General features: G+C 60.0%; 16 protein-coding genes. 11 read left to right on the forward strand and 5 right to left on the reverse strand.

Going from position 1 to position 21,586, the window contains the following annotated elements; genetic code table 11:
• Positions 1-54: 54 nt before the first annotated feature.
• Positions 55-1,794, reverse strand: a complete 1,740-nt coding sequence (locus ACM5SV_RS30545; protein ID WP_221973601.1) for a rhomboid family intramembrane serine protease — start codon at positions 1,792-1,794, stop codon at positions 55-57.
• Between the two features lie 244 nt (positions 1,795-2,038).
• Here ACM5SV_RS30545 and ACM5SV_RS30550 point away from each other — a divergent pair, with 244 nt between their 5' ends.
• Positions 2,039-2,806: an adenylate/guanylate cyclase domain-containing protein gene (locus ACM5SV_RS30550; RefSeq protein WP_222015007.1), complete on the forward strand. Its 768-nt coding sequence runs from the start codon at positions 2,039-2,041 to the stop codon at positions 2,804-2,806.
• Between the two features lie 259 nt (positions 2,807-3,065).
• Here ACM5SV_RS30550 and ACM5SV_RS30555 read toward each other — a convergent pair whose 3' ends face one another.
• The 3 genes from ACM5SV_RS30555 to ACM5SV_RS30565 form a co-directional block, all read right to left on the reverse strand.
• Positions 3,066-3,455 (reverse strand): hypothetical protein, encoded by a 390-nt coding sequence (locus ACM5SV_RS30555; protein WP_221969508.1) that lies wholly within the window; start codon positions 3,453-3,455, stop codon positions 3,066-3,068.
• A 149-nt stretch (positions 3,456-3,604) separates the two neighbouring features.
• Entirely contained in the window at positions 3,605-3,913 is a 309-nt protein-coding gene (locus ACM5SV_RS30560; RefSeq protein ID WP_313903245.1) for a DUF982 domain-containing protein, read from the reverse strand.
• Between the two features lie 200 nt (positions 3,914-4,113).
• Positions 4,114-4,455 carry a lipoprotein gene (locus ACM5SV_RS30565; RefSeq protein WP_221969506.1) on the reverse strand — a complete coding sequence of 114 codons (342 nt, stop codon included), beginning with the start codon at positions 4,453-4,455 and terminating at the stop codon, positions 4,114-4,116.
• A 247-nt stretch (positions 4,456-4,702) separates the two neighbouring features.
• On the opposite strand from ACM5SV_RS30565, the gene ACM5SV_RS30570 reads away from it, so the two are divergent.
• The 9 genes from ACM5SV_RS30570 (at position 4,703) to dusA (ending at position 19,123) form a co-directional block, all read left to right on the forward strand.
• Complete coding sequence (locus ACM5SV_RS30570) at positions 4,703-6,493, forward strand: glycoside hydrolase family 15 protein (RefSeq protein ID WP_221969503.1); 1,791 nt, start codon at positions 4,703-4,705, stop codon at positions 6,491-6,493.
• Between the two features lie 178 nt (positions 6,494-6,671).
• Positions 6,672-9,665 carry an excinuclease ABC subunit UvrB gene (gene uvrB, locus ACM5SV_RS30575; RefSeq protein ID WP_222015008.1) on the forward strand — a complete coding sequence of 998 codons (2,994 nt, stop codon included), beginning with the start codon at positions 6,672-6,674 and terminating at the stop codon, positions 9,663-9,665.
• Between the two features lie 202 nt (positions 9,666-9,867).
• Positions 9,868-10,254 carry a GNAT family N-acetyltransferase gene (locus ACM5SV_RS30580; RefSeq protein ID WP_026157400.1) on the forward strand — a complete coding sequence of 129 codons (387 nt, stop codon included), beginning with the start codon at positions 9,868-9,870 and terminating at the stop codon, positions 10,252-10,254.
• 381 nt (positions 10,255-10,635) lie between these two features.
• Positions 10,636-13,434: a metal-binding protein gene (locus ACM5SV_RS30585; RefSeq protein ID WP_113545899.1), complete on the forward strand. Its 2,799-nt coding sequence runs from the start codon at positions 10,636-10,638 to the stop codon at positions 13,432-13,434.
• Between the two features lie 227 nt (positions 13,435-13,661).
• The gene (locus ACM5SV_RS30590) at positions 13,662-16,490 is read left to right on the forward strand and encodes a metal-binding protein (RefSeq protein ID WP_012757958.1); all 2,829 of its coding nucleotides are present in this window, start codon (positions 13,662-13,664) and stop codon (positions 16,488-16,490) included.
• A 228-nt stretch (positions 16,491-16,718) separates the two neighbouring features.
• Entirely contained in the window at positions 16,719-17,186 is a 468-nt protein-coding gene (locus ACM5SV_RS30595; protein ID WP_003560376.1) for a DUF3828 domain-containing protein, read from the forward strand.
• A gap of 197 nt (positions 17,187-17,383) precedes the next feature.
• The gene (locus ACM5SV_RS30600; RefSeq protein WP_260687155.1) at positions 17,384-17,512 is read left to right on the forward strand and encodes a hypothetical protein; all 129 of its coding nucleotides are present in this window, start codon (positions 17,384-17,386) and stop codon (positions 17,510-17,512) included.
• 217 nt (positions 17,513-17,729) lie between these two features.
• Positions 17,730-17,942, forward strand: coding sequence for a cold-shock protein (locus ACM5SV_RS30605; RefSeq protein ID WP_003540801.1), 213 nt, complete (start codon positions 17,730-17,732; stop codon positions 17,940-17,942).
• A 179-nt stretch (positions 17,943-18,121) separates the two neighbouring features.
• Entirely contained in the window at positions 18,122-19,123 is a 1,002-nt protein-coding gene (gene dusA, locus ACM5SV_RS30610) for a tRNA dihydrouridine(20/20a) synthase DusA (protein WP_012757960.1), read from the forward strand.
• Between the two features lie 38 nt (positions 19,124-19,161).
• Here the strand turns inward: dusA and ACM5SV_RS30615 are convergent, their stop codons facing one another.
• Positions 19,162-20,118, reverse strand: a complete 957-nt coding sequence (locus ACM5SV_RS30615) for a S1C family serine protease (protein ID WP_222015009.1) — start codon at positions 20,116-20,118, stop codon at positions 19,162-19,164.
• A 595-nt stretch (positions 20,119-20,713) separates the two neighbouring features.
• On the opposite strand from ACM5SV_RS30615, the gene ACM5SV_RS30620 reads away from it, so the two are divergent.
• Positions 20,714-21,550, forward strand: a complete 837-nt coding sequence (locus ACM5SV_RS30620) for an alpha/beta fold hydrolase (protein WP_113545901.1) — start codon at positions 20,714-20,716, stop codon at positions 21,548-21,550.
• Positions 21,551-21,586 lie beyond the last annotated feature (36 nt).

Here is a 21,586-nt window from a genome sequence, read left to right on the forward strand (position 1 = left end):
ATTCATCCGCCTTTTCCCGGTCCTGGTCGGTTTCGGGCCTGAGCGGGCACAGAATTATTGCACGCCGAGGCTGTTCAATTCACCCTTCGCGCCGTCATATTCCATGTATGTCGTGGGACAGGAGGACAAGGCGGCCTCGAAACGTCGGCGCGCCTCCTGGGTGTTGCCGCCCAACAGATACCATTCGCCATTGTAAAATGTGGCTTCGCAACGCTGGTTGCTATCGGCCGCCTTCGCCATCAGTTCATCCGGTTTCAAATCGCCGAGAAAGAGACTGAAAACGGGATAGGGCCATGTTCCCTGGTCGGTTTTACTGGCCGCGATCTTGAGATCGGCGATTGCCTTTGTATCATTGCCCCGGCTTTGAGCCATAAAGCGCCAGAGATGATAATAGGGAGCCGTCGGGGGATTCTCGGTTGTCCTAATGACGAACCCTGTCGCGGCTTGCTCGTACTTTCCTGCGAAATAGTTCGCCATGGGGTCATTGACGATGAATTGACGTGTGTTGCTGATCGGCCAAAGCGACGCCGCCGCTATAATAACGAACAGAGTGCTGAAGGCTGTTGCCGCGGCGCCGAAACGAGGCGTCGGGCGTTCTCTCGGCCAGAAAGCCAACAGCAGCGACGATAGCGCGGCCCCGGTCAAGGCGCCGCCGAAATGTCCGGCATAATCGATGTTCTCACCGCCTCTTGCTGCCGAAAGGAATGGCAGCAGCGAGGGAATCAGAATTTGAGCTGCCCCGATCCGCAGGGTATCTGCAATCGGCCCTGAGCGGAAACGGAAGCTGGCAGCGATCACGGCTGCAAAAAGACCGACAATCCCGCCGGAGGCGCCGACCCCGATCGTGTTCGGCGCATTGATCCACACCGATGCGACAGACCCGCCAAGCGCGCTTGCGAAAAAAATCGCTGCAAACCAGCGCCAGCCGATCAGCCGTTCAAAGAGCCCTCCTGCGAACCATAAAGAAACGCAATTGAACGCGAGATGGAGGATACCTCCATGCATGAAGGGTGCGGTAAACAGCCGCCACCATTGACCATGCTCGACAATGCTTTGACGAAACGTCCCACCGAGGACGAAGAGAGTCCAATTGGTGGGAGTGCCGGCGACGGGCGGCTCGAGACCGAAGGTTAGTTCGCCGGCATAGACCGCAATCAGAGTGGCGAGAAGAATGTAGGTGAATATAGGATGCCCGCCGCTGTTGAGAGCGGGTTCCAACGCTTCGTCTTCATCATCCGGGGCGGTCGAGCCATCTTCCTGCATGGTTTGGCGTTCGGCTTCGTAAGCTTCGGACAGCAATTCGACGAACTCATCGAATATCCTGTCCGAATTGCCCCGCAAGAGCTTCAGGGCAACGCCGACCTTGGCGCGTGAACCAACAAACCATTCCGGCAGCCGGCTCGTCAGCCCCCGTCTGACCAAGGTCCTGGCGGCAGTGGGATCAAGGTGCAGAATGATGTTATCCGCATATTTGGTCTGGACTCTGCCAATGCTTTGAATGGCAGACCACGGCAGTGTCTGGCCGGGGAAATTCGGCAAACGGATTCCGGCCGTCGACATGACGAGTCCCGGCTCCACGGAGAATAGCTTGGGCAGCAGCAGCAATGCTAGGATGCCAAAAAACGCTGCACCCGGCACCACGAAGAACCAAGCCACACGAGGGTCCTTATCCCCAGGTGGATGGAAGCCTAGCCAAATGATTCCTGCCGTGATGGCAACTATAACCAGGAAGATCAGGAGCAATTTACGTTTGTTGTAGGCATATTCCGATCTGCGCAATTCTTCAGACGTCATCCAAACTTCTCGCTAAAAAAGTATCGACTGCACCTTGTAGACAAGGCGATGACACTGGATCGAATTTATCTACCGGGAATAGCATTTTGCAAGATGGGTTTCGACATCCTCAACAAAATGAACGCATCATAATTCGATATGAAATACTTCAGGTCATCGTCACCCCAGACCATCAGCAGAGTTGCAAAAAGCAGGCGAGTATCGGAAGCTTATTTCTTGGTTATCAGGCGATGGATTGCGCGACATGACGACAGCCTCATCGAGTGAGCCAACCAGGCACGGCAGCGCCAGGATTTGTCGCGGCTGCTGGGACCAGATGCATGTGCCGATCCCGATCGGCGGTCCGCTTGCCCTGCCCTTCCGCGCCCTCGGCATCACGCGCAGCAAGATGAACCCGGATATCTGCACGATCTGCGAACGCTCCTTCCAGTACGTCAAGAAGCAGCGCCAGATCACCGTTGACGCCACCATCCTCTTTGCCGATATCAGGGGCTTCACGGATCTTTCGGAGCGCATCGAGGCGGTGCAGCTGAGCGAGATCGTCAGCCTGTTTCAGGATCGTTGCGCGCAAGCGATCTGGGCGCATGACGGCATCGTCAACAAGCAGATGGGCGACGGCCTGATGGCGATCTTCAATTTTCCGATCGTCAGAAAGGATCACGCCGGCGCCGCGATCCTGGCCGCGCAGGAGATCCAGCGAAACTGCGCCGCCGCGCTAGGCGGTCTGGTGCTCGAGGCATTACCCGGCCGCACCCTCGGCGTCGGCGTCGGCATCCATTCCGGTGAGGTCCAGATCGGCGAATTCTCAAGCTTTCGCAGCGATTTCACCGCCATCGGCGGCGTTGTCAATCAGGCCGCAAGGCTCGAATCCCAGGCCGCCGCCGGCGAGATCCTGATCTCCTCCGAAACAGCCGCGAAGGCCGCCGACCTTGCGGCAGGCGCCGAAACCCGCATGCTTGTGCTCAAGGGGATTGAGCTGCCGGTGCAGGCACGAGTGCTGGCCAAGCGCTGAGCTGCCAACCTCTTCCCAGCGTCTATCTGTCCTCAACGTGGCAGCCGCTGTTTCTCACGCTGTGGTTGCCGAACTCGTCAGATTGCAAGCCAATTAATCTTCCGGAAACGAACATGGCTTATCTCTATGCCATTGCTCCGCCCTGCAGGCTGCGCACCGCAGCATGAAGAAGGCTGGAGGTGCCGCACCCCAACGACGCCGTCGCGCCGCCGCTCAACAAAGCCTTGAACGACGACGCGGCCGGAACCTTCTCCCTGCGTCAGGTCTTCATGCCGGTCAGCTCAGGAAACGGGTAGTAGCGCAGCCGCTTGTCGCGGCAGCGATCGTCATTCACCGTCGCCCCTAATATTTTGCCATCCGTGAAGGAGACGCCGAGGTAGGCCCAGTCTCCCCAGCCGCGCTTGGCCACCAAACGCACGCAGTAAGCATAGATCTTTTTCTCAGGTTCAAGCACCACCACGCTGGAAATGCGGGCCCATACGACTTCTCCTGCTTCGTGCCGGTAGCTTCTCTTGAACACGATGTTGATGAAATTCTGCCGGACATCACTCGAGGGAGGACGCTGGGAATCCGCAACGGATTGCGACACGGGGGCGTTGCAGCCGGCCAGCATCAGCAGAGCGGCACAAGCAAGGACTTTAATTCTCATTCAGTTGAATCCCCAAAGAATCGGAGCGCGGTAACGCTGCGTATTTCCTACAAACACAGCGGGAATAATATTTGCAATACATGAAAGGCACATTGTTGACGCTGCGGATGCCGGCCGCGTGGCGCGTGGATATAGCAGCGTCGCTCCAGCTAGACCGCAGGGTTCAAAGCGGAGGCTTCGGCACCGTCTTCATCATCATTGATCGTAACGCCGGCTTCCAGCGCGGCCAGGATGAAAGCCTGCCGCACCGTCTCGGCCGGCATGCGTCCGGCAAGCCAGGCGCGGCAGAAATCGATCGCCCTTTGCTGGTGGACGCCGCCATTGACCGGCCAGTCCGAGACGAGCGCATAGAGCGCATCCTGCGGTGAGCGGAGAACCAGGCGTTCGCCGGTATCAAGGTCGATCGAGATCGTTTTTTTCCAGAAGGCGGAATGGTCGCTAATGTCAGTAGTACCCAGAGGTGAAGTGACTGGAAACTAACTGCGGAAGGCCGATTTCGGTTCCGATAAGAGGGTCGGACGATCGCCGCGCGGCATTGCACGAATGCCGTCGGTCTTTGGGCGAAGAAACGACGGACGCGAATGGATATTGAAATCGGGATCGCCGGCCAATGCCTCACTTTTGGCCGGGCCGATCTCAATGGTTGCGGCCCCGGCTGTCAACCTGGCAGCTTGCAGCCCTTGCTCATTCCAGCGGACTGCATGGCGGAAACCTTGCCTTTGGACGCGGCAATTTCCCCTTCCTTGTCTCCCCCGGCGACGCTGCCGATGGGGACGCCGACGAGGAAGACACCGAAAGCATCGCCGTTCGCTGCACTGATCTGCTGCTTGGAAAGGTCGTCGAGCTTGGCCTTCTCTTTCTTGAGTTCCACGGCGAGCGCAGCGCAACTGAGGTTCGTATAGGCAGCCATCGGAATATCGACTTGAACGATAGCGTCAGGACGTTTGGCGCAGCCGGCCACTGCCGCGGCCGCCGCGAATGCAATGATTATCTTTTTCATTAATGGTCCCCAATTCCCGCAGCAGCTGTAACATCGGCGCGCGCAATGCGGGAGGCAGCAGAGCCTTCAACCACAGACTTTTATTTATCGACACTTTCCATTTCGGCTTGGCATTGCTGGCGATGCCCCCATTGATATCCGGAGTTTACATGATAGCCGGCACGCCTACCGCCCCGTTAGTTTCCGCGCTTGACCTCCGCGCACGGCCTCTACCTAAAAGCCCGACTGCTATGCAAAGGAGGCTCCGGTGTCGGTACCCATTGAGGACTACGCGCTCATCGGCGATTGCGAAACCGCCGCACTCGTCTCGAAGAACGGCTCGATCGACTGGCTCTGTTTTCCGCGCTTCGATTCCCCCGCCTGTTTTGCCGCCCTGCTCGGCGCCGAGGATAACGGCTTCTGGTCGCTGTCACCGTCAGGTGAAAATGTCCGCGTCACGCGCCGCTACCGCAACGATACGCTCATTCTCGAAACCGAGTTTCAGACCGAGACCGGCACCGCCGTTCTCATCGACTTCATGCCGCTTCGCGATGGCACGAGCGATCTGATGCGCATCGTCGAGGGCAAGAGCGGCACTGTCGCCTTCGATATGGAGCTCAACCTTCGCTTCGATTACGGCCGAACCGTTCCCTGGGTCACGCATGGCGAGGATGGCGGCATCACCGCCATTGCCGGCCCGGACAGGCTAACCCTGAATTGCGCCGTCCCGCTCGAAGGCCGCGGCCTGAGCACGGTCGGCTCCTTCCAGCTTGCCGCTGGCGAGAGCCAGATCTTCACCCTGACCTGGTCTCCTTCGCATATGCCGCAGCCGGCTCAGCGGCAGGTGGAATATGCGCTGCCGGACACGGAGGAATTCTGGTTATCCTTTGCCGCGACCTGCCCGAAAGTGGGCCGCTGGACGGAACAGGTCAAACGCTCGCTCATCACGCTGAAGGCGCTGACCTACATGCCGACCGGCGGCATCGTCGCCGCGGCGACAACCTCCCTGCCGGAAAAGATCGGCGGGCCACGCAACTGGGACTACCGCTATTGCTGGCTGCGCGACGCGACGCTGACCCTGCTCGCCCTGATGAAACTCGGCTATTACGAGGAAGCCAGCGCCTGGCGCAAGTGGCTGCTGCGCGCGGTCGCCGGCGCCCCGGCGCAGATACAGATCATGTATGGCGTCGCCGGCGAGCGAAACCTGCTGGAATGGCAGGTTCCCTGGCTGAGTGGCTACGAGGGCTCGACACCCGTGCGCATCGGCAATGCCGCCGCCGAACAGGTGCAGCTCGACGTTTACGGCGAGGTGGCCGACGCCATGCTGCAGGCCCGCAAGGGCGGGCTTCCGCCGCATCACCGCGAACGCGAACTGGCGGCGGCCATTCTGCCCTTTCTCGAAAAAATCTGGGTGGAGCCCGATGAAGGCATCTGGGAGGTGCGCGGCCAGCGCCAGCATTTCACCTATTCGAAGGTCATGGCCTGGGTGGCCTTCGACCGCGCCGTCCAGATTGCCGAGGCGGACGGCGAGCCCGAGGCCGCCGTACGCTGGCGCACGCTCGCAGATCACATCCATGCCGAGGTTTGCGAGAAGGCTTTCGATCCCGAACTCGGCTGTTTCGTGCAGGCCTACGGCTCCAAGGCGCTTGATGCCAGCCTGCTGCATCTCGGCATGGTCGGCTTCATCCCGCCTGATGATCCGCGCTATGTCGCGACAGTCGAGGCGATCGAGCGCAAGCTGCTGCGCGATGGCCTGCTGCTGCGCTACGAGACGCAGGAGGTGGACGACGGCCTGCCGCCAGGCGAAGGCGCGTTCCTCGCTTGCAGCTTCTGGCTCGTCGACGCCCTCGGCATGATCGGCCGCCGCGACGATGCGCTGCGCCTGTTCGAACGGCTGCTTTGTATCTGCAACGATGTCGGGCTTCTGGCGGAAGAATATGATCCCGCCGCCCGCCGCATGCTGGGCAACTTCCCGCAGGCCTTCAGCCATGTCGGGTTGATCAACAGTGCGTTGAACCTCGCGCGGCTGGAGGGGCCGGCGGACCAGCGTTCGGCTTGATTATATGCTCGGCTTGGTTATTGGGAGACCGGCGGGAGAACACCCGCCGCTGCCCAAGGCGAGGTTAGCGCCCTTAAGCGACACCACCCCACTATTCAAAAATCCGAACGATTCATTCGTTTCCCTTTTGTACTCTTTCCCTCTTCACTTTCGCCCTGACTCTCTCCATATTCCCGCCATGGCCAGATCTCCGAAGAAATCCCCCGCCCCTGACGGTTTCGAGGAAGCCCCTCAATCGTCTTTTGAGGGAGCCCCCCTCTCAGGCTCGGTTGCCGACTGGGTCAAGCAGCTGGAGGCCGATGCCGAAACCTCGGGCGTCGAGACCCAGCGCCAGATTGCCTCCAAGGCCGGCAAGCACCGCAAGAAGGTGGAAATCGCCGCCAGGACGAAAACCAGCGACGGCGGCGTCAGCGCCTCGAAATCGGCGCGCGGCACCTCCATGGGCGGCTCGACCGACCCGAAGACGCGCGCGGCTGCCGGTCTCAATCCCGTCTCCGGCATGGATACGACGCTGGAAGAAGCCTCGTCGCTGCAGGCCGGCACCGCCGTCACCGCCACGGTCGAAGCGCTGTCGGCGCTGATCGAGAGCGGCAATCCGCTGCACAAGAACGGCAAGATCTGGACGCCGCACCGCCCTGCCCGCCCCGACAAATCCGAAGGCGGCATCGCCATCCGCATGCAGTCGGATTACGAGCCGGCCGGCGACCAGCCGACCGCCATCCGCGATCTCGTCGAGGGGCTGGAGAATGGCGACCGCAGCCAGGTGCTGCTCGGGGTCACCGGCTCCGGCAAGACCTTCACCATGGCCAAGGTGATCGAGGCGACGCAGCGCCCGGCCGTCATCCTGGCGCCGAACAAGACGCTGGCCGCCCAGCTCTATTCCGAATTCAAGAACTTCTTCCCCGACAATGCGGTGGAATATTTCGTTTCCTACTACGATTATTACCAGCCGGAAGCCTATGTGCCGCGCTCCGACACCTATATCGAGAAGGAAAGCTCGATCAACGAGCAGATCGACCGCATGCGCCACTCGGCGACGCGCTCGCTGCTCGAACGCGACGACTGCATCATCGTCGCCTCAGTCTCCTGCATCTACGGTATCGGCTCGGTCGAGACCTATACGGCGATGACCTTCCAGATGTCGGTCGGCGACCGGCTCGACCAGCGCCAGTTGCTGGCCGACCTCGTCGCCCAGCAATATAAACGCCGCGACATGGATTTCACCCGCGGTTCTTTCCGCGTGCGCGGCGACACGATCGAGCTCTTCCCCGCCCACTTGGAAGATGCCGCCTGGCGCATCTCGATGTTCGGCGACGAGATCGATGCCATCACCGAGTTCGACCCGCTCACCGGCCAGAAGGTCGGCGACCTGAAATCGGTGAAGATCTACGCCAATTCGCACTATGTCACCCCGCGCCCGACGCTGAACGGCGCCATCAAGTCGATCAAGGAGGAGCTCAGGCTCCGCCTCGCCGAGCTGGAAAAGGCCGGCCGCCTGCTGGAAGCCCAGCGCCTGGAGCAGCGCACCCGCTACGATATCGAAATGCTCGAAGCGACCGGCTCCTGCCAGGGCATCGAGAACTATTCGCGCTACCTCACCGGCCGCGACCCCGGCGATCCGCCGCCGACGCTGTTCGAATATATCCCCGACAACGCCCTCGTCTTCATCGACGAAAGCCACGTCACCGTGCCGCAGATCGGCGGCATGTACCGGGGCGACTTCAGGCGCAAGGCGACGCTGGCCGAATACGGCTTCCGCCTGCCCTCCTGCATGGACAACCGGCCGCTACGCTTCGAGGAATGGGACGCCATGCGCCCCGACACCATCGCGGTTTCGGCCACGCCCGGCGGCTGGGAGATGGAACAATCAGGCGGCGTCTTCGCCGAACAGGTGATCCGCCCGACCGGCCTGATCGACCCGCCGGTCGAGGTCCGCTCGGCCCGCAGCCAGGTCGACGACGTGCTCGGCGAGATCCGCGAGACCGCCGCCAAGGGCTATCGCACCCTCTGCACCGTGCTGACCAAGCGCATGGCCGAGGACCTGACCGAATATCTGCATGAGCAGGGCGTGCGCGTCCGCTACATGCACTCCGATATCGACACGCTGGAGCGCATCGAGATCCTCCGCGATCTCCGCCTCGGCGCCTTCGACGTGCTGGTCGGCATCAACCTTCTGCGCGAAGGCCTCGACATTCCCGAATGCGGCTTCGTCGCCATCCTCGACGCCGACAAGGAAGGCTTCCTGCGCTCCGAAACCTCGCTGATCCAGACGATCGGCCGCGCCGCCCGCAACGTCGACGGCAAGGTCATCCTCTATGCCGACCAGGTCACCGGCTCGATGAAGCGGGCGATGGAGGAAACCAGCCGCCGCCGCGAAAAGCAGATGATCTATAACCAGGAACACGGTATCACGCCGGAATCGGTCAAGGCCAGGATCAACGACATCCTCGACAGCGTCTACGAACGCGACCACGTCCGCGCCGATATCTCGGGCGTCTCTGGCAAAGGCTTCGCCGATGGCGGCAACCTCGTCGGCAACAACCTGCAGACCCATCTCAACGCCCTCGAAAAGAGCATGCGCGACGCCGCCGCCGACCTCGACTTCGAAAAAGCCGCCCGCCTCCGCGACGAAATCAAACGCCTCAAGGCCGCAGAACTGGCGATTATGGACGATCCCATGGCTAGAGAAGAGTCAAAGGCAATGGAAGGCGTCAGACGGAACGCCAAAGCGACCCGCGAATCCCTTCTCCCAGCCGGCGAGAAGGTGCCCGGCAGGGCGGATGAGGGGGCCACCCCCTCCTACTTCGCCAAACCCTCGATCGACGACATGGGCCCAGGCACCGACACCACCACCCCTCTCTTCCGCAAACCCGCTCTGGATGAGATGGGCCGCGACATTGCCGAGCCCACAAAGAAGACCCTCTTCCGCAAGAACGACCTCGATGAAATGACGGTCGGCCGAACCGAAAAGCCGGTCACCGGCGCACTGCCGGAAAAGCCGGATGCCGCTAAAAGCACGAAGCGGTTTTCACCGCTGCTCGAAGGCCAGCCAGAGCGCGATGACGTGCGGCCGGTTGTGCGCGGAAAGACGGGCGTGGGGAGCTATGAGGACCCGGGCGAGCAGAAGCGCAAGGGGCGGACGAAGGGGAAGACTGGGCGGCCGGGGCGATAACGACAAATCGGCCAACCAGGCGGCCTGGTTAAGATGGTTTGTGTGTCGCGGGGTCAGCCGCGCCTTTCGTAATCGGCGCGGTTGACGAATCTCGGATGCTAACACCATGGGTGCGTGTCTAGGCAATCGCTTTGGAGACACCATGGGCGATTTTATGGATCAGCCTTTCTGGCTTGCAGCGTGTCCACAGACGGAATTCCCCATGCCAGAAATTTGCATCGACCCCTTCCCCTCCGCCGCCGAACTGAACGCGCTCTTTTCCGCCGCCTGGGGCAGCCCGCACAACCGCGATTTCACCCCCATCCTCTCCCGCAGCCTCGCCCATATCGGCGCCTATCAGGACGACCGGCTCGTCGGCTTCGTCAATGTCGCCTGGGATGGCGGCATCCATGCCTTCATCCTCGACACCTCGGTTCACCCTGACATGCGCCGGCAGGGGATCGCGACGCGGCTGGTCAGGGAAGCGACGCGGGTTGCGGGGGAGCGCGGCGCCGAGTGGCTGCATGTCGATTTCGAACCGCATCTGACCAGCTTCTACCGCGCCTGTGGATTCAGGCCGACGAAGGCAGGACTCATCAAGCTCGTGTAGTTCTTCCGCGCGGGAAGTCTGAACAAGTCGAAGCCAAACACCAACCTGCGATAGTGACGCGAATGGTCGCGCGGCGCAGCGCTACCGACAAACCCGCTGAAAACACAATTTTCGCGAGAGCATCCCGCCCGAAAATGAAAGATAATACTATTTACGAAACCAAACCATGACTTTGAGTTCTCAAATTAAAATTCGTTTCCCCAGTATTTCATCCTTAGTTTTTCATTAAAAAAGCAATGAAAAGACACAATTTTGCATTGAAAACTTAATCAGGGATTGGCATAGATCCCCGAGGGGTTGTCGTCCGCCGAGCAATAAAACAGTTTTTTCGGGGATGTCTCATATTGCCGAGTACAACGCATCTTTTGGGGAAAGATATATATGGCCTTGAATATTCTGGACACGAACGGCGCCACAGTTACCAAGACCGGCGCTGAGTTCGAAGCTTACGATGTTATCCGCGACTCTGAAACCAGCCCTTCCGCACCTGTCTCTCTCACTGTTTCCGATTCCTCGGCGGCAGATCTGGCCGACGAGTTGGGCTTGGTATCGGCGAACGTGACGGTATCGAGCGGCGGCAGCACGGTCACGACGGGCGCCGGCAACGACAACATCTCAGGCGGCGAAGGCGCGGACACGCTGAGCGGCGGCGGCGGCGACGATACGATCTACGGCAACGCCGGCAACGACAAACTGATCGGCGGTGACGGCAACGACAGGATCACTGATGGTGGTTTTGGCTTTGTGCTCGGACCTGATGGCAGCCTCCAGTCAGAAATCGTCGACATTGACGGCGGCGACGGCGACGATTTGATAACCATTGAGAGATTCGCTCCACTGATATCGGGAACGATCGATGGCGGTGCCGGGATCGATACGTTGCGTGCCTCGGCGCTCCGGGGCCTGACGATCAAGAACGTCGAAGTGCTTGAATTGGCAGATTTTCGGGTTAGCGGTTCGAGTGCACAGTTCGAAAGCTTTGATAAGATCGCCAGATCGACCGATCCAGTCTTCAATTTTGACCCCTCACTGGTAGTGACGGATAGCGCCCACCTCGATCTTTCCGACGAACTGGGAGATCTCGGGACCCTTGTCCGCGGCTTCTCCGGCATTGACGTCAAAACCGGCGACGGCAATGATGAGTTTGCGGGCAGCGACGTCAACGACATTTTCGACGGCAGCGGCGGCAGCGACCTCATCAATGGCAACGACGGCAATGACAAATTGACCGGCGGCGACGGCAACGACACCATCAATGGCGGCGCCGGCATCGACACGGCGGCATTCGCCGGCAATTTTGCCGAATATTCCTTCGAGATCGACAATGGCAGCCGTGTCGTGACGAGCGCGCTGGAAGGCACGGATAGGCTGACAGACGTCGAATTCGCGCGCTTTGCCGATGGCGTTTACGACTTCGCGACGGAAACCTTCACGCTCAACAGCACCGAGCCGGGTACTCCGCTGAATATCCTGGACACAAACGGCGCCACAATTACCAAGACCGGCGCTGAGTTCGAAGCTTACGACGTCATCCGCGACTCCGAAATCAATCCTCTCGTCGCGGTCAATCTGGTCGTCTCGGATTCCGGGGCGGTGGACCTTGCCGACGAACTGGGCTCCGGCTCCGCAAATGTGACGGGCTCAAGTGGCGATAATGCGATCACGACAGGCGCAGGCAACGATAACATCAATGGCGGTGACGGCGCAGACACGCTGAACGGCGGCGCCGGAAACGATCTGATCCAGGGCGGAAATGGCAATGACACGCTGAATGGCGGTGACGGCAACGACCACATATCCGGCGACCTTGGAAACGACGTTATCAGAGGCGGCGCGGGTAACGATACGATCTCCGATGGTGAGCTTTTTGGCCTTGCCTCTGAAGTGGTTGATATCGATGCAGGCGACGGTAACGATGCCATAACTCTTGAGACATTCGCCCCAATGAATTCCGGAACGATCGATGGCGGCGCCGGGATCGATACGCTGCAGATAAGCTCGCTCCAGGGCCTGACGATCAAGAACGTCGAGATTCTTGAAACGGCCGGATGGTCGGTTGCCGGATCGAGCGCGCAGCTCGAAAGCTTCGACAAGATCGTTTGGTCGACCGATCCCTTCGGCGATTTTCGCGCCTCAGTGGCACTGACGGACAGCGCCCACCTCGATCTCTCCGACGAGCTGGGAGATCTCGGATCATTCATCGACGGCCACGCCTTCGGCATTGACGTCAAGACCGGCAGCGGCGACGACGAGTTCACAGGCACCGACGGCAACGATATTTTCGACGGCAACGGCGGCAACGATATCCTCAATGGCAATGCCGGCAATGACAAATTGACCGGTGGCGCCGGCGACGACACCATCAATGGCGGCGACGGCATCGATACGGCAATATTCTCCGGCAATTTCGCCAATTATTCCTTCGCATTGAATAATGGCGATCACATCCTGACGAGCGCCGGGGAAGGGACGGATACGCTGACAGACGTCGAATTGGCGCGCTTTGCCGACGGCGTCTACGATTTCGCCACGGAAACTTTTACGCCTAAGGGAAATGCCGCGCCGACCAATATCCAGCTTTCGAAGACCGCCCTCTCAGAGGACACGCCGATCTGGACCACGGTTGGCCTGCTCAGCGCCAAGGACGCCGATGGCGACGCCCTCACCTATACGCTGATTGACGGGGCGAATGATCACTTCCGGATAAAGGGCAACCGCATCGTTACCTCGAAGGAATTCGACTACGAGACCGACAAGTCGCACACGATCAAGGTGGCAGTTTCGGACGGCAAGGTCACCGTGGAGAAGGACATCACGATCAATGTCCTCGACGTCAACGAAGCCCCTGTCAATCAGGCGCCGACCAAGCTCGCCTTCTCGCGCAGCTCGGTCTCCGAGAATGTCGCGATCGGCACCTCGGTCGGCCTTCTCACAGCCGTCGATCCGGAAGGCGGCGCCGTGAAATGGCGTCTGACGGACGATGCCGACGGCATCTTCAAGCTGGTCGGCAACAAGATCCAGACAAAGGCGGCGATCGATTATGAAAGCACCCATAGCCTGACCTTCACCGCCGAAGCCTACGACGCGGCCGGAAACGTCACGGGCCACGATTTCACGCTCGCCGTGAAGGACGTCTTCGAGGCGTCGGTTTCGAGCTTGTCGCATGAGGCGTTGATCTAGCCACAACACTGTGGCGGGACGCAGAAATGGGTCCCGCGACAAGGGCAGGATGCGCCCGCGTGCTCCTTTAAACGAGCACGCGGGCGCTACCACCGCACCGAACGCACAGCCTAAGGTCGCAGTCTTTCCGAATAAGAGGGCTGCCCCCACGAACCTTCTCCACCCGGAACGGCAGAAAAGACACAATTCGTTCTTGCAGAATCCAACGCATCTTCTGGAAAGTTTACATGGCCTTGAATATTCTGGACACGAACGGCGCTACAGTTATCAAGACCGGTGCGCAGTTCGAGGCGTACGACGTCATCCGCTACTCCGCCGATAATCCTCTCGCCATGGTCACTCTGAAGGTGTCGGATTTCGGCACGATAAACCTTGCCGATGAGTTGGACTCGGTTTCCGCAGAAATAACGGGCTCGAGCAGTGCCAATGCGATTACAACCGGCAGGGGCAACGACACTATATCGGGCGGAAATGGCAATGACACGCTGAATGGCGGAGAAGGCAACGATACGCTAAATGGCGACGATGGCGCAGACACGCTGAACGGCGGTGCCGGAGAAGATACGATCCGAGGTGGAGCTGGTAATGACACGCTGAATGGCGGGGACGGCAACGACACGCTCGACGGCGGGCAAGGTAATGACAAGATCAATGGTGGCGCGGGCAATGACACGATCACCGACTCTGCGCACTTTAACACACCGAAAACGACGATCGATGCAGGGGACGGCGACGACAAAGTAATTATATTAGCAAGCGATGAATCGCTGACAGGGGCGATCGATGGCGGCAACGGGATCGACGTTCTTTCCGGCTTGAACAATCTGACCGCTTTTACGATACAGAACTTCGAAATTCTTGAAACGGGAGGGATCCACCTTGCCGGTTCGGCTGCTCAGTTCGAAAGCTTCGACAAGATCATCTACGGTGACAATCCGATCTACGACAGTTCCGTCATCTCCTTGATATTGGCGGATGGCGTTCATGTCGATCTCTCCGACGAACTGGCAGCCCGTCGGACCTCCATCACAGGCACCGCCTTCGGCATAGACGTCACGACGGGCGCCGGTAATGACAATTTCGTCGGAACAGCCGGTAACGACATTTTCGACGGCGGCGCCGGCAACGACACATTGCATGGCAATGCTGGAAATGACCTGTTGACCGGCGGCGAAGGCAACGACCAAGTCTATGGGGGCGCCGGAAATGATGTGATCAGGGGTGGAACGGGTAACGACACGATCGGCGACGGTGACTTTTTCGGCCCTCCAGAAGTCTTCGATATAGATGGGGGCGACGGCAATGATACCGTGAACCTGCAGATCGCATACAGTATCGAAAATTCGGGAATAGTTGATGGCGGTGCCGACACCGACACGCTGCAAGCCTATAATCTGACCGGCTTGACGATCAAGAATTTCGAAATTCTTGAGACGGGGGGAATGGAAACTATTGGTTCGGCGGCGCAGTTTGAAAGCTTTGAAAAGATCGTCGTCTACGACGATCCAAACTACGATAGCTATGCCATCTCGTTGAAATTGACGGACGGGGTTCACGTCGACCTTGCTGGTGAACTGGCCACCCGTTCGGCGCATATCAGCGGCAATGCCTTCGGCATCGACGTCACGACCGGTGGCGGCAATGATCAACTTGAAGGTACTGATGGCAACGACATTTTCGACGGCGGCGCCGGCAATGACGTTATCGATGGCTACTCCGGCAATGACGTCCTGAGAGGCGGTGCGGGCGATGATACGATCACCGATGGTGACGACTACGCCGATGCAAAAATCTTCGATATAGATGCAGGCAACGGCAACGACACCGTAACTGTGTTTCGCGGCTCCGATGTCGAGGCGTCCGGAACACTCAATGGCGGTGCCGACACCGACACGCTGCAAGCCTATAATCTGAGCGGCCTGACGATCCAAAATTTCGAAATCCTCGAATTGGGCGGAGCGGGCGCTATTGGTTCGGCTGCGCAGTTCGAAAGTTTCGACAAAATCGTAGTCTACGAGCCGGGATACGAAAGCATCATCTCCTTGACATTGACCGACAGTGCCCATGTCGATCTCTCGGACGAGTTGGCCACCCGTTCGGCATATATCAGTGGCACGGCCTTCGGTATTGACGTCGCGACCGGTGGCGGCAGCGACCAACTTGAAGGCACCGATGGTAACGACATATTCGACGGTGGAGCTGGTAATGACAGAATTGATGGCTATGGCGGGAACGACATGCTCTTTGGAGGCACCGGCATCGACACGGCCGTCTTCTCCGGCGATTTCGCCAGCTATTCCTTCGCGATCGACAATGGCAGCCACATCCTGACGAGCGCCCTGGAGGGCAAGGATACGCTGACTGATGTTGAATTCGCCCGTTTTGCCGACGGCGTCTACGATTTCGCCACGGAAACTTTCACAAGCAATAACACCGCGCCGACCAATTTCCAGCTTTCGAAGACCGCCCTCTCAGAGGACACGCCGATCTGGACCACCGTTGGCCTGCTCAGCGCCAAGGACGCCGATGGCGACGCCCTCACCTATACGCTGCTCGACGGAGCCAACGATCATTTCCGGATAAAGGGCGACCGTATCGTCACCTCCAAGGCGCTGGATTACGAGACCGACAAGTCGCACACGATCAAGGTTGCCGTTTCCGACGGCAAGGTCACGGTCGAAAAGGACATCACGATCAATGTCCTCGACGTCAACGAAGCACCTGTCAACAAGGCGCCGACCAATCTCGCCTTCTCGCGCAGCTCGATCTCCGAGAATGTCGCGATCGGCACCTCGGTCGGCCTTCTCTCGGCGGTCGATCCAGAAGGCGGCACGGTAAAATGGCGGCTGACGGATGATGCCGACGGCATCTTCAAGCTCGTCGGCAACAAGATCCAGACGAAGGCTGCAATCGACTACGAAAGCACCCACAACCTGACCTTCACTGCCGAAGCCTACGACACGGCCGGAAACGTCACCAGCCACGATTTCACGGTCGCCGTGAAGGACGTCTTCGAGCCGGCGGTTTCGAGCTTCTCGCATGAGGCGTTGATCTAACTGCGACTGGATTCCAGGCGACGCAGAAATGCGTCGCCAATGGCCTTCAAAACGGGGTGCTTGCGGTCAGCAAGCCCCCGTATCGATCAGGCGGAACAAGGTGCCCCACCGAATCTCTTTTCCCCACTGGGTAGAACAGGGGGTTCGGCTTACCGCCCGGTCCAAATTGCTGCTCCCCCTTCGCACCCGATTCGGCTATGATTTCCTGCCGATCCGAGGAGAGCCCGCATGCGCCTGCCCACATTCATCCTCGCCCTCGCCGTCTCGGCGCTCGCAGCCTTGCCTGCATCGGCAGCGACCTACAAGACGCCGAAGGCGCTGCTCAAGGCGCTCTATAGCTACGACACCGACAACAGCGACGCCGAGGCGCCCTCGCCCTATTCCGCCTTCTTCTCCGACCACCTGAACAAGCTCCTCCAGACCGATCTCGACAACACGGCAGAGGGCGATGTCGGTGCGATCGACTTCGATCCCGTCATCGCTGGCCAGGATGGCACCGCCAGCGACGTCAGGATCGGCCAGCCGATCCTGCTGGATGACAAGGCCGAGGTGGAGGTGGAGTTCGAAAACGGCGAAGAGGTGACGCTCTTCTATACGCTGGTACGCGAACACGGCGGCTGGAAGGTCGACGACATCGCCAATCAGAAGGGGGATAATCCCTGGAGCCTGAGCGGGTTGCTGGGGGATGCGCAGTAGGCTGGCAGCCCAGCCACCCGCCCTCCCGGTCGAGGCGACCCTGCGTTTGTCACGGGCAATCAATTCACTGGATCGATTGCTCCGCTCCTCACCCTCACCATGAGACTGATCGGCGTGCCTGCCGCCCCGCCCACGAACAAAAAACCTGCCCGGCTATCGAATCTGCCGCTCATCCCGTTTCGGCACGGAATCCCGATATGGCACAGCCGCGCAAGAATCCGTTAACCCATCGTCAAGTATCTGAATCTTCGGCATTTCCCGACATCGATGCAGGCATGCCAAAAGAATCCCGCTTGCTTTTTGCCCGAAATGCTGGCACGAATTGACTTACTCGGGCATTTGCATGCCGGTGACTGGACTGATGTGGTAATCCCTTCCGTTTGGAAGGCGGCGCGGGACTACCCGCCTACGTAGACGTTCTTTCCCCGTACGTGACTTCTCCGACTGACCCTTCGTCCCAATCGATCGGGGCGAAAGCTAAAGCCGTCCGCTTCCTCTCGGGGGCGCGGATACTACACAGACTAAGGGAAAAGGACGATCCCAATGGCCACCAAGGGCACCGTAAAATTCTTCAACCAGGACAAGGGTTTTGGTTTCATCACGCCGGACGGCGGCGCAAAGGACGTTTTTGTCCATATCTCTGCGTTGCAGGCTTCTGGCATCCAGTCGCTGCGCGAAGGCCAGCAGGTTACCTTCGACACCGAGCCGGACCGCATGGGCAAGGGCCCGAAGGCTGTCAACATCTCGGCTTCGTAAGTCAGACTTCCGCTCGCGCGGCATAACGGCGCTCCGCAAGGGGCGCCGTTTCTGTTTGTGGTGATCGGCGGTCATTTGTCGATCACATTGGCAAGTGTTATATGCGCCCTTTATAGATGCCCGCCCCTGCGGCGGGGGCACCGCACTGCGGCGCGGTAACAAGGAACAGTGGAACGTCGATGACGCAGAAGAGGCCGATTTTTGCAGTCGCCCCGATGATCGACTGGACGGATCGGCATTGCCGCTATTTCCACCGCCAGATCAGCCGCGAGGCGCTGCTCTATACCGAGATGGTGGTGGCCGATGCGATCATCCACGGCCCGCGCGATCGGCTGCTCGGTCATGACGCCGCCGAGCATCCGCTGGCGCTGCAGCTCGGCGGATCGGACCCGGCAAAGCTTACCGAAGCGGTGAAAATCGCCCAGCCCTATGGCTATGACGAGATCAACCTCAATGTCGGCTGCCCTTCCGACCGGGTGCAGTCCGGCACCTTCGGCGCCTGCCTGATGTTGACGCCGGAAACGGTGGCCGAATGCATCGCGGCAATGAAGAGGGTTGCGACCGCGCCGGTAACGGTGAAATGCCGGATCGGCGTCGACGAGCAGGAGCCGGAACAGGCGCTGCCCGAGCTGATCAGCCGCGTTCTCGATGCCGGCGCCGACGCGATCTGGATCCATGCCCGCAAGGCATGGCTGAAGGGTCTGAGCCCCAAAGAAAACCGCGAGATCCCGCCGCTCGACTACGAGATCGTCTATCGGATGAAGCAGCGCTGGCCCGATGTCTTCATCGGCATCAACGGCGGTATCCGCACGCTCGACGAAGCCGCCGTCCATCTCGAACATGTCGACGGCGTCATGCTTGGCCGCGCCGCCTACCAGAATGCCGCGATCCTTGCCGACATCGACCAGCGCTTCTTTGGTGCGCCTGCGGCCGAACCGGATTGGGAGGCGCTCTGTAACCGGATGATGGCCTATGCCGAACGCCACATCGCCGGCGGCGGCCGGCTACAGCACGTGGCCCGCCACATGGTCGGTCTCTTCACCGGCCTGCCCGGCGCCCGCCGCTACCGTCAGATCCTCTCAACCGATGCGGCAAAAACCGGCGCCGGGCCGGAAGTGTTGGCGGCGGCCTTTGCGGCAGTGGATTTCTCGGGGACGGATCAGGAAGCAGTCAGCGCCTGACGTGAGGTGATGCCTAGTCATGGCGCTGAGGTGAAGCGTCAGGACCGGGCCATCGGCAGCAAGATCTTCTTCTCGACCCGGCCCGCCACTGAGAACACCAGGATCTCCGTATCCCTGCCGATCCTGCTGCCATCCATCAGTCGGACGATATCGTCGACACCGCCGACCGGGCTGCCGTCGATGGCAAGGATATAATCGCCCTCTTGCAGGCCTCCCTTCGCTGCCGGCCCCTCCGGTTCGACGCGGCGGATGCGGACGGAGGTCGTCTGCGTCGTGCCTGCCGCAAGCGCCACCCGGCGCGGCAGCACGATCGTATCGCCTGCTATGCCGATGAAGGCGCGCCGGACCTGGCCATAGCGAAGAATCTCCGAAACCACGAAGTTGGCCGTATTCGACGCCACGGCAAAGGCGATGCTCTGCGCGCCCTGAATGACGGCGGTGTTGACGCCAATGACCTCCCCGCCCGAAGACACCAGTGGCCCGCCCGAATTGCCGGGATTGAGCGCCGCATCGGTCTGGATGACATCTTCCATCGGCCGGCCGCTGGCCGCCCGCATCGACCGGCCGAGCGCCGAGACGATACCGGCCGTAACCGTCCATTCGAAGCCGAGCGGGTTTCCGATCGCGATCGCGATATGGCCCCTGCGCAGACGCTGGGAATCTCCGAGCTTCGCCCAGGCGCCGGTGCTTGTATTGGCGCGAATGAGGGCGATATCGGTATCCACATCCCGGCCAAGCACGCGGCCCTCGGTAACGAAACCGTCAGGCGTGGTGATGCGAACGACCTTGGCATCGTCAACGACATGGTTGTTGGTGATGATCAGGCCATCAGGCGAGACCGCGAAGCCGGACCCGTGCCCCTGCCGGCCTCCCACCCTCTCGATCCGGCTGACTGCTGGCCCGACCGTATCGACTGCTGCTGCGATCGATTGCGAATAGGCATCAATCAGCGCCCCATCATTCTGAGGCGCTATGTCCTTATCCATGTAACCCATGATTTGATCCTCAGGCGGCAATAACGGCCGTCCCGCCGCCGGCGAAGCCGTCGCGGTTGCGACGGTCCGCCATGGCGCTGTTGTATGAGGATTAGATGGTTGGGCGATGAACCGCGTTCAAGTGAGCGCCAGCAGCGGCATGCACGCGGCGGCAGAATGGGAACACACCTACCCCGGACAGATATATTGAACTACCCGGACGGATATATTGAACGAATAATAAAAAAATGGCTCATTGCAGACGTTCGTCTCGCCCGTGACGAACTAGCCTGAGGTGGCCGACAGGCGAGATACAGTGGATTAAAACAATGTTCGCAGCGCAAAGCAGCCAGGCGAGGATCACCCGGGCCCCCGCGCGTCATGCGAAATGGGCGGGTGCCATACGCATCTCGCGCAGACATACAAACTTCTGTCATATCAATAGAATAGAAAGATGAACTCAATAAGCACATCAATATATTCGGGTTGATCAGGCGCGACCTTCTTGCCCCGAGCCTCCGGCCCAACGGCGCTCGTGGCCTTGTCAATTCTGCAGGCAACAGCGCAAACTTCTGACCGCATTAATCCAACCAACCCCAACCAACGGAGCCAAAAGATGAGCACGGTTACCACCAAGGACGGCGTCGAAATCTTCTACAAGGATTGGGGGCCGAAGAGCGCTCAGCCGATCATGTTTCATCACGGCTGGCCGCTCTGCTCCGACGACTGGGATGCCCAGATGCTGTTCTTCCTTGAGAAGGGCTACCGGGTCGTCGCCCATGATCGGCGAGGCCACGGCCGCTCGACCCAGGTGGGCGACGGTCACGACATGGATCACTACGCCGCCGATGCCGCAGCCGTCGTCGAGCATCTCGATCTCAGGAACACCGTCCATGTCGGCCACTCCACCGGCGGCGGCGAAGCGACCCATTATGTCGCCCGCCATGGCCAGCCGCAGGGCCGCGTCGCCAAGCTGGTGATCATCGGCGCCGTGCCGCCGATCATGGTGAAGACCGAAGCCAATCCCGGCGGCCTGCCGATCGAAGTCTTCGATGGGTTGCGCCAGCAACTCGCCGCCAATCGCGCGCAGTTCTATTACGATCTGCCGGCCGGTCCGTTCTACAGCTTCAACCGGCCGGGCGCGAAGGTCCTGGAACCGGTCATCAACAATTGGTGGCGCCAGGGCATGATCGGCGGCGCCAAAGCGCATTACGACGGCATCAAGGCCTTTTCGGAAACCGACTTCACCGAAGATCTGAAGATCATCACCGTGCCGACCCTTGTCATGCACGGCGATGACGACCAGATCGTGCCGATCGCCGACTCGGCCCTGCTCTCATCCAAGCTCCTGCAGAACGCCACGCTGAAGGTTTACGAGAAATTCCCGCATGGCATGTGCACCACCCATGCCGACATCATCAATCCCGACATCCTCGCCTTCATCAAGGGCTGATCCGCGATGTTGCCGGGCGCCGATCAGGCGCCCGGT

Origin of the sequence: Rhizobium sp. CRRU65 (assembly GCF_048551595.1) — a bacterium.
Lineage (GTDB): Bacteria > Pseudomonadota > Alphaproteobacteria > Rhizobiales > Rhizobiaceae > Rhizobium > Rhizobium leguminosarum_J.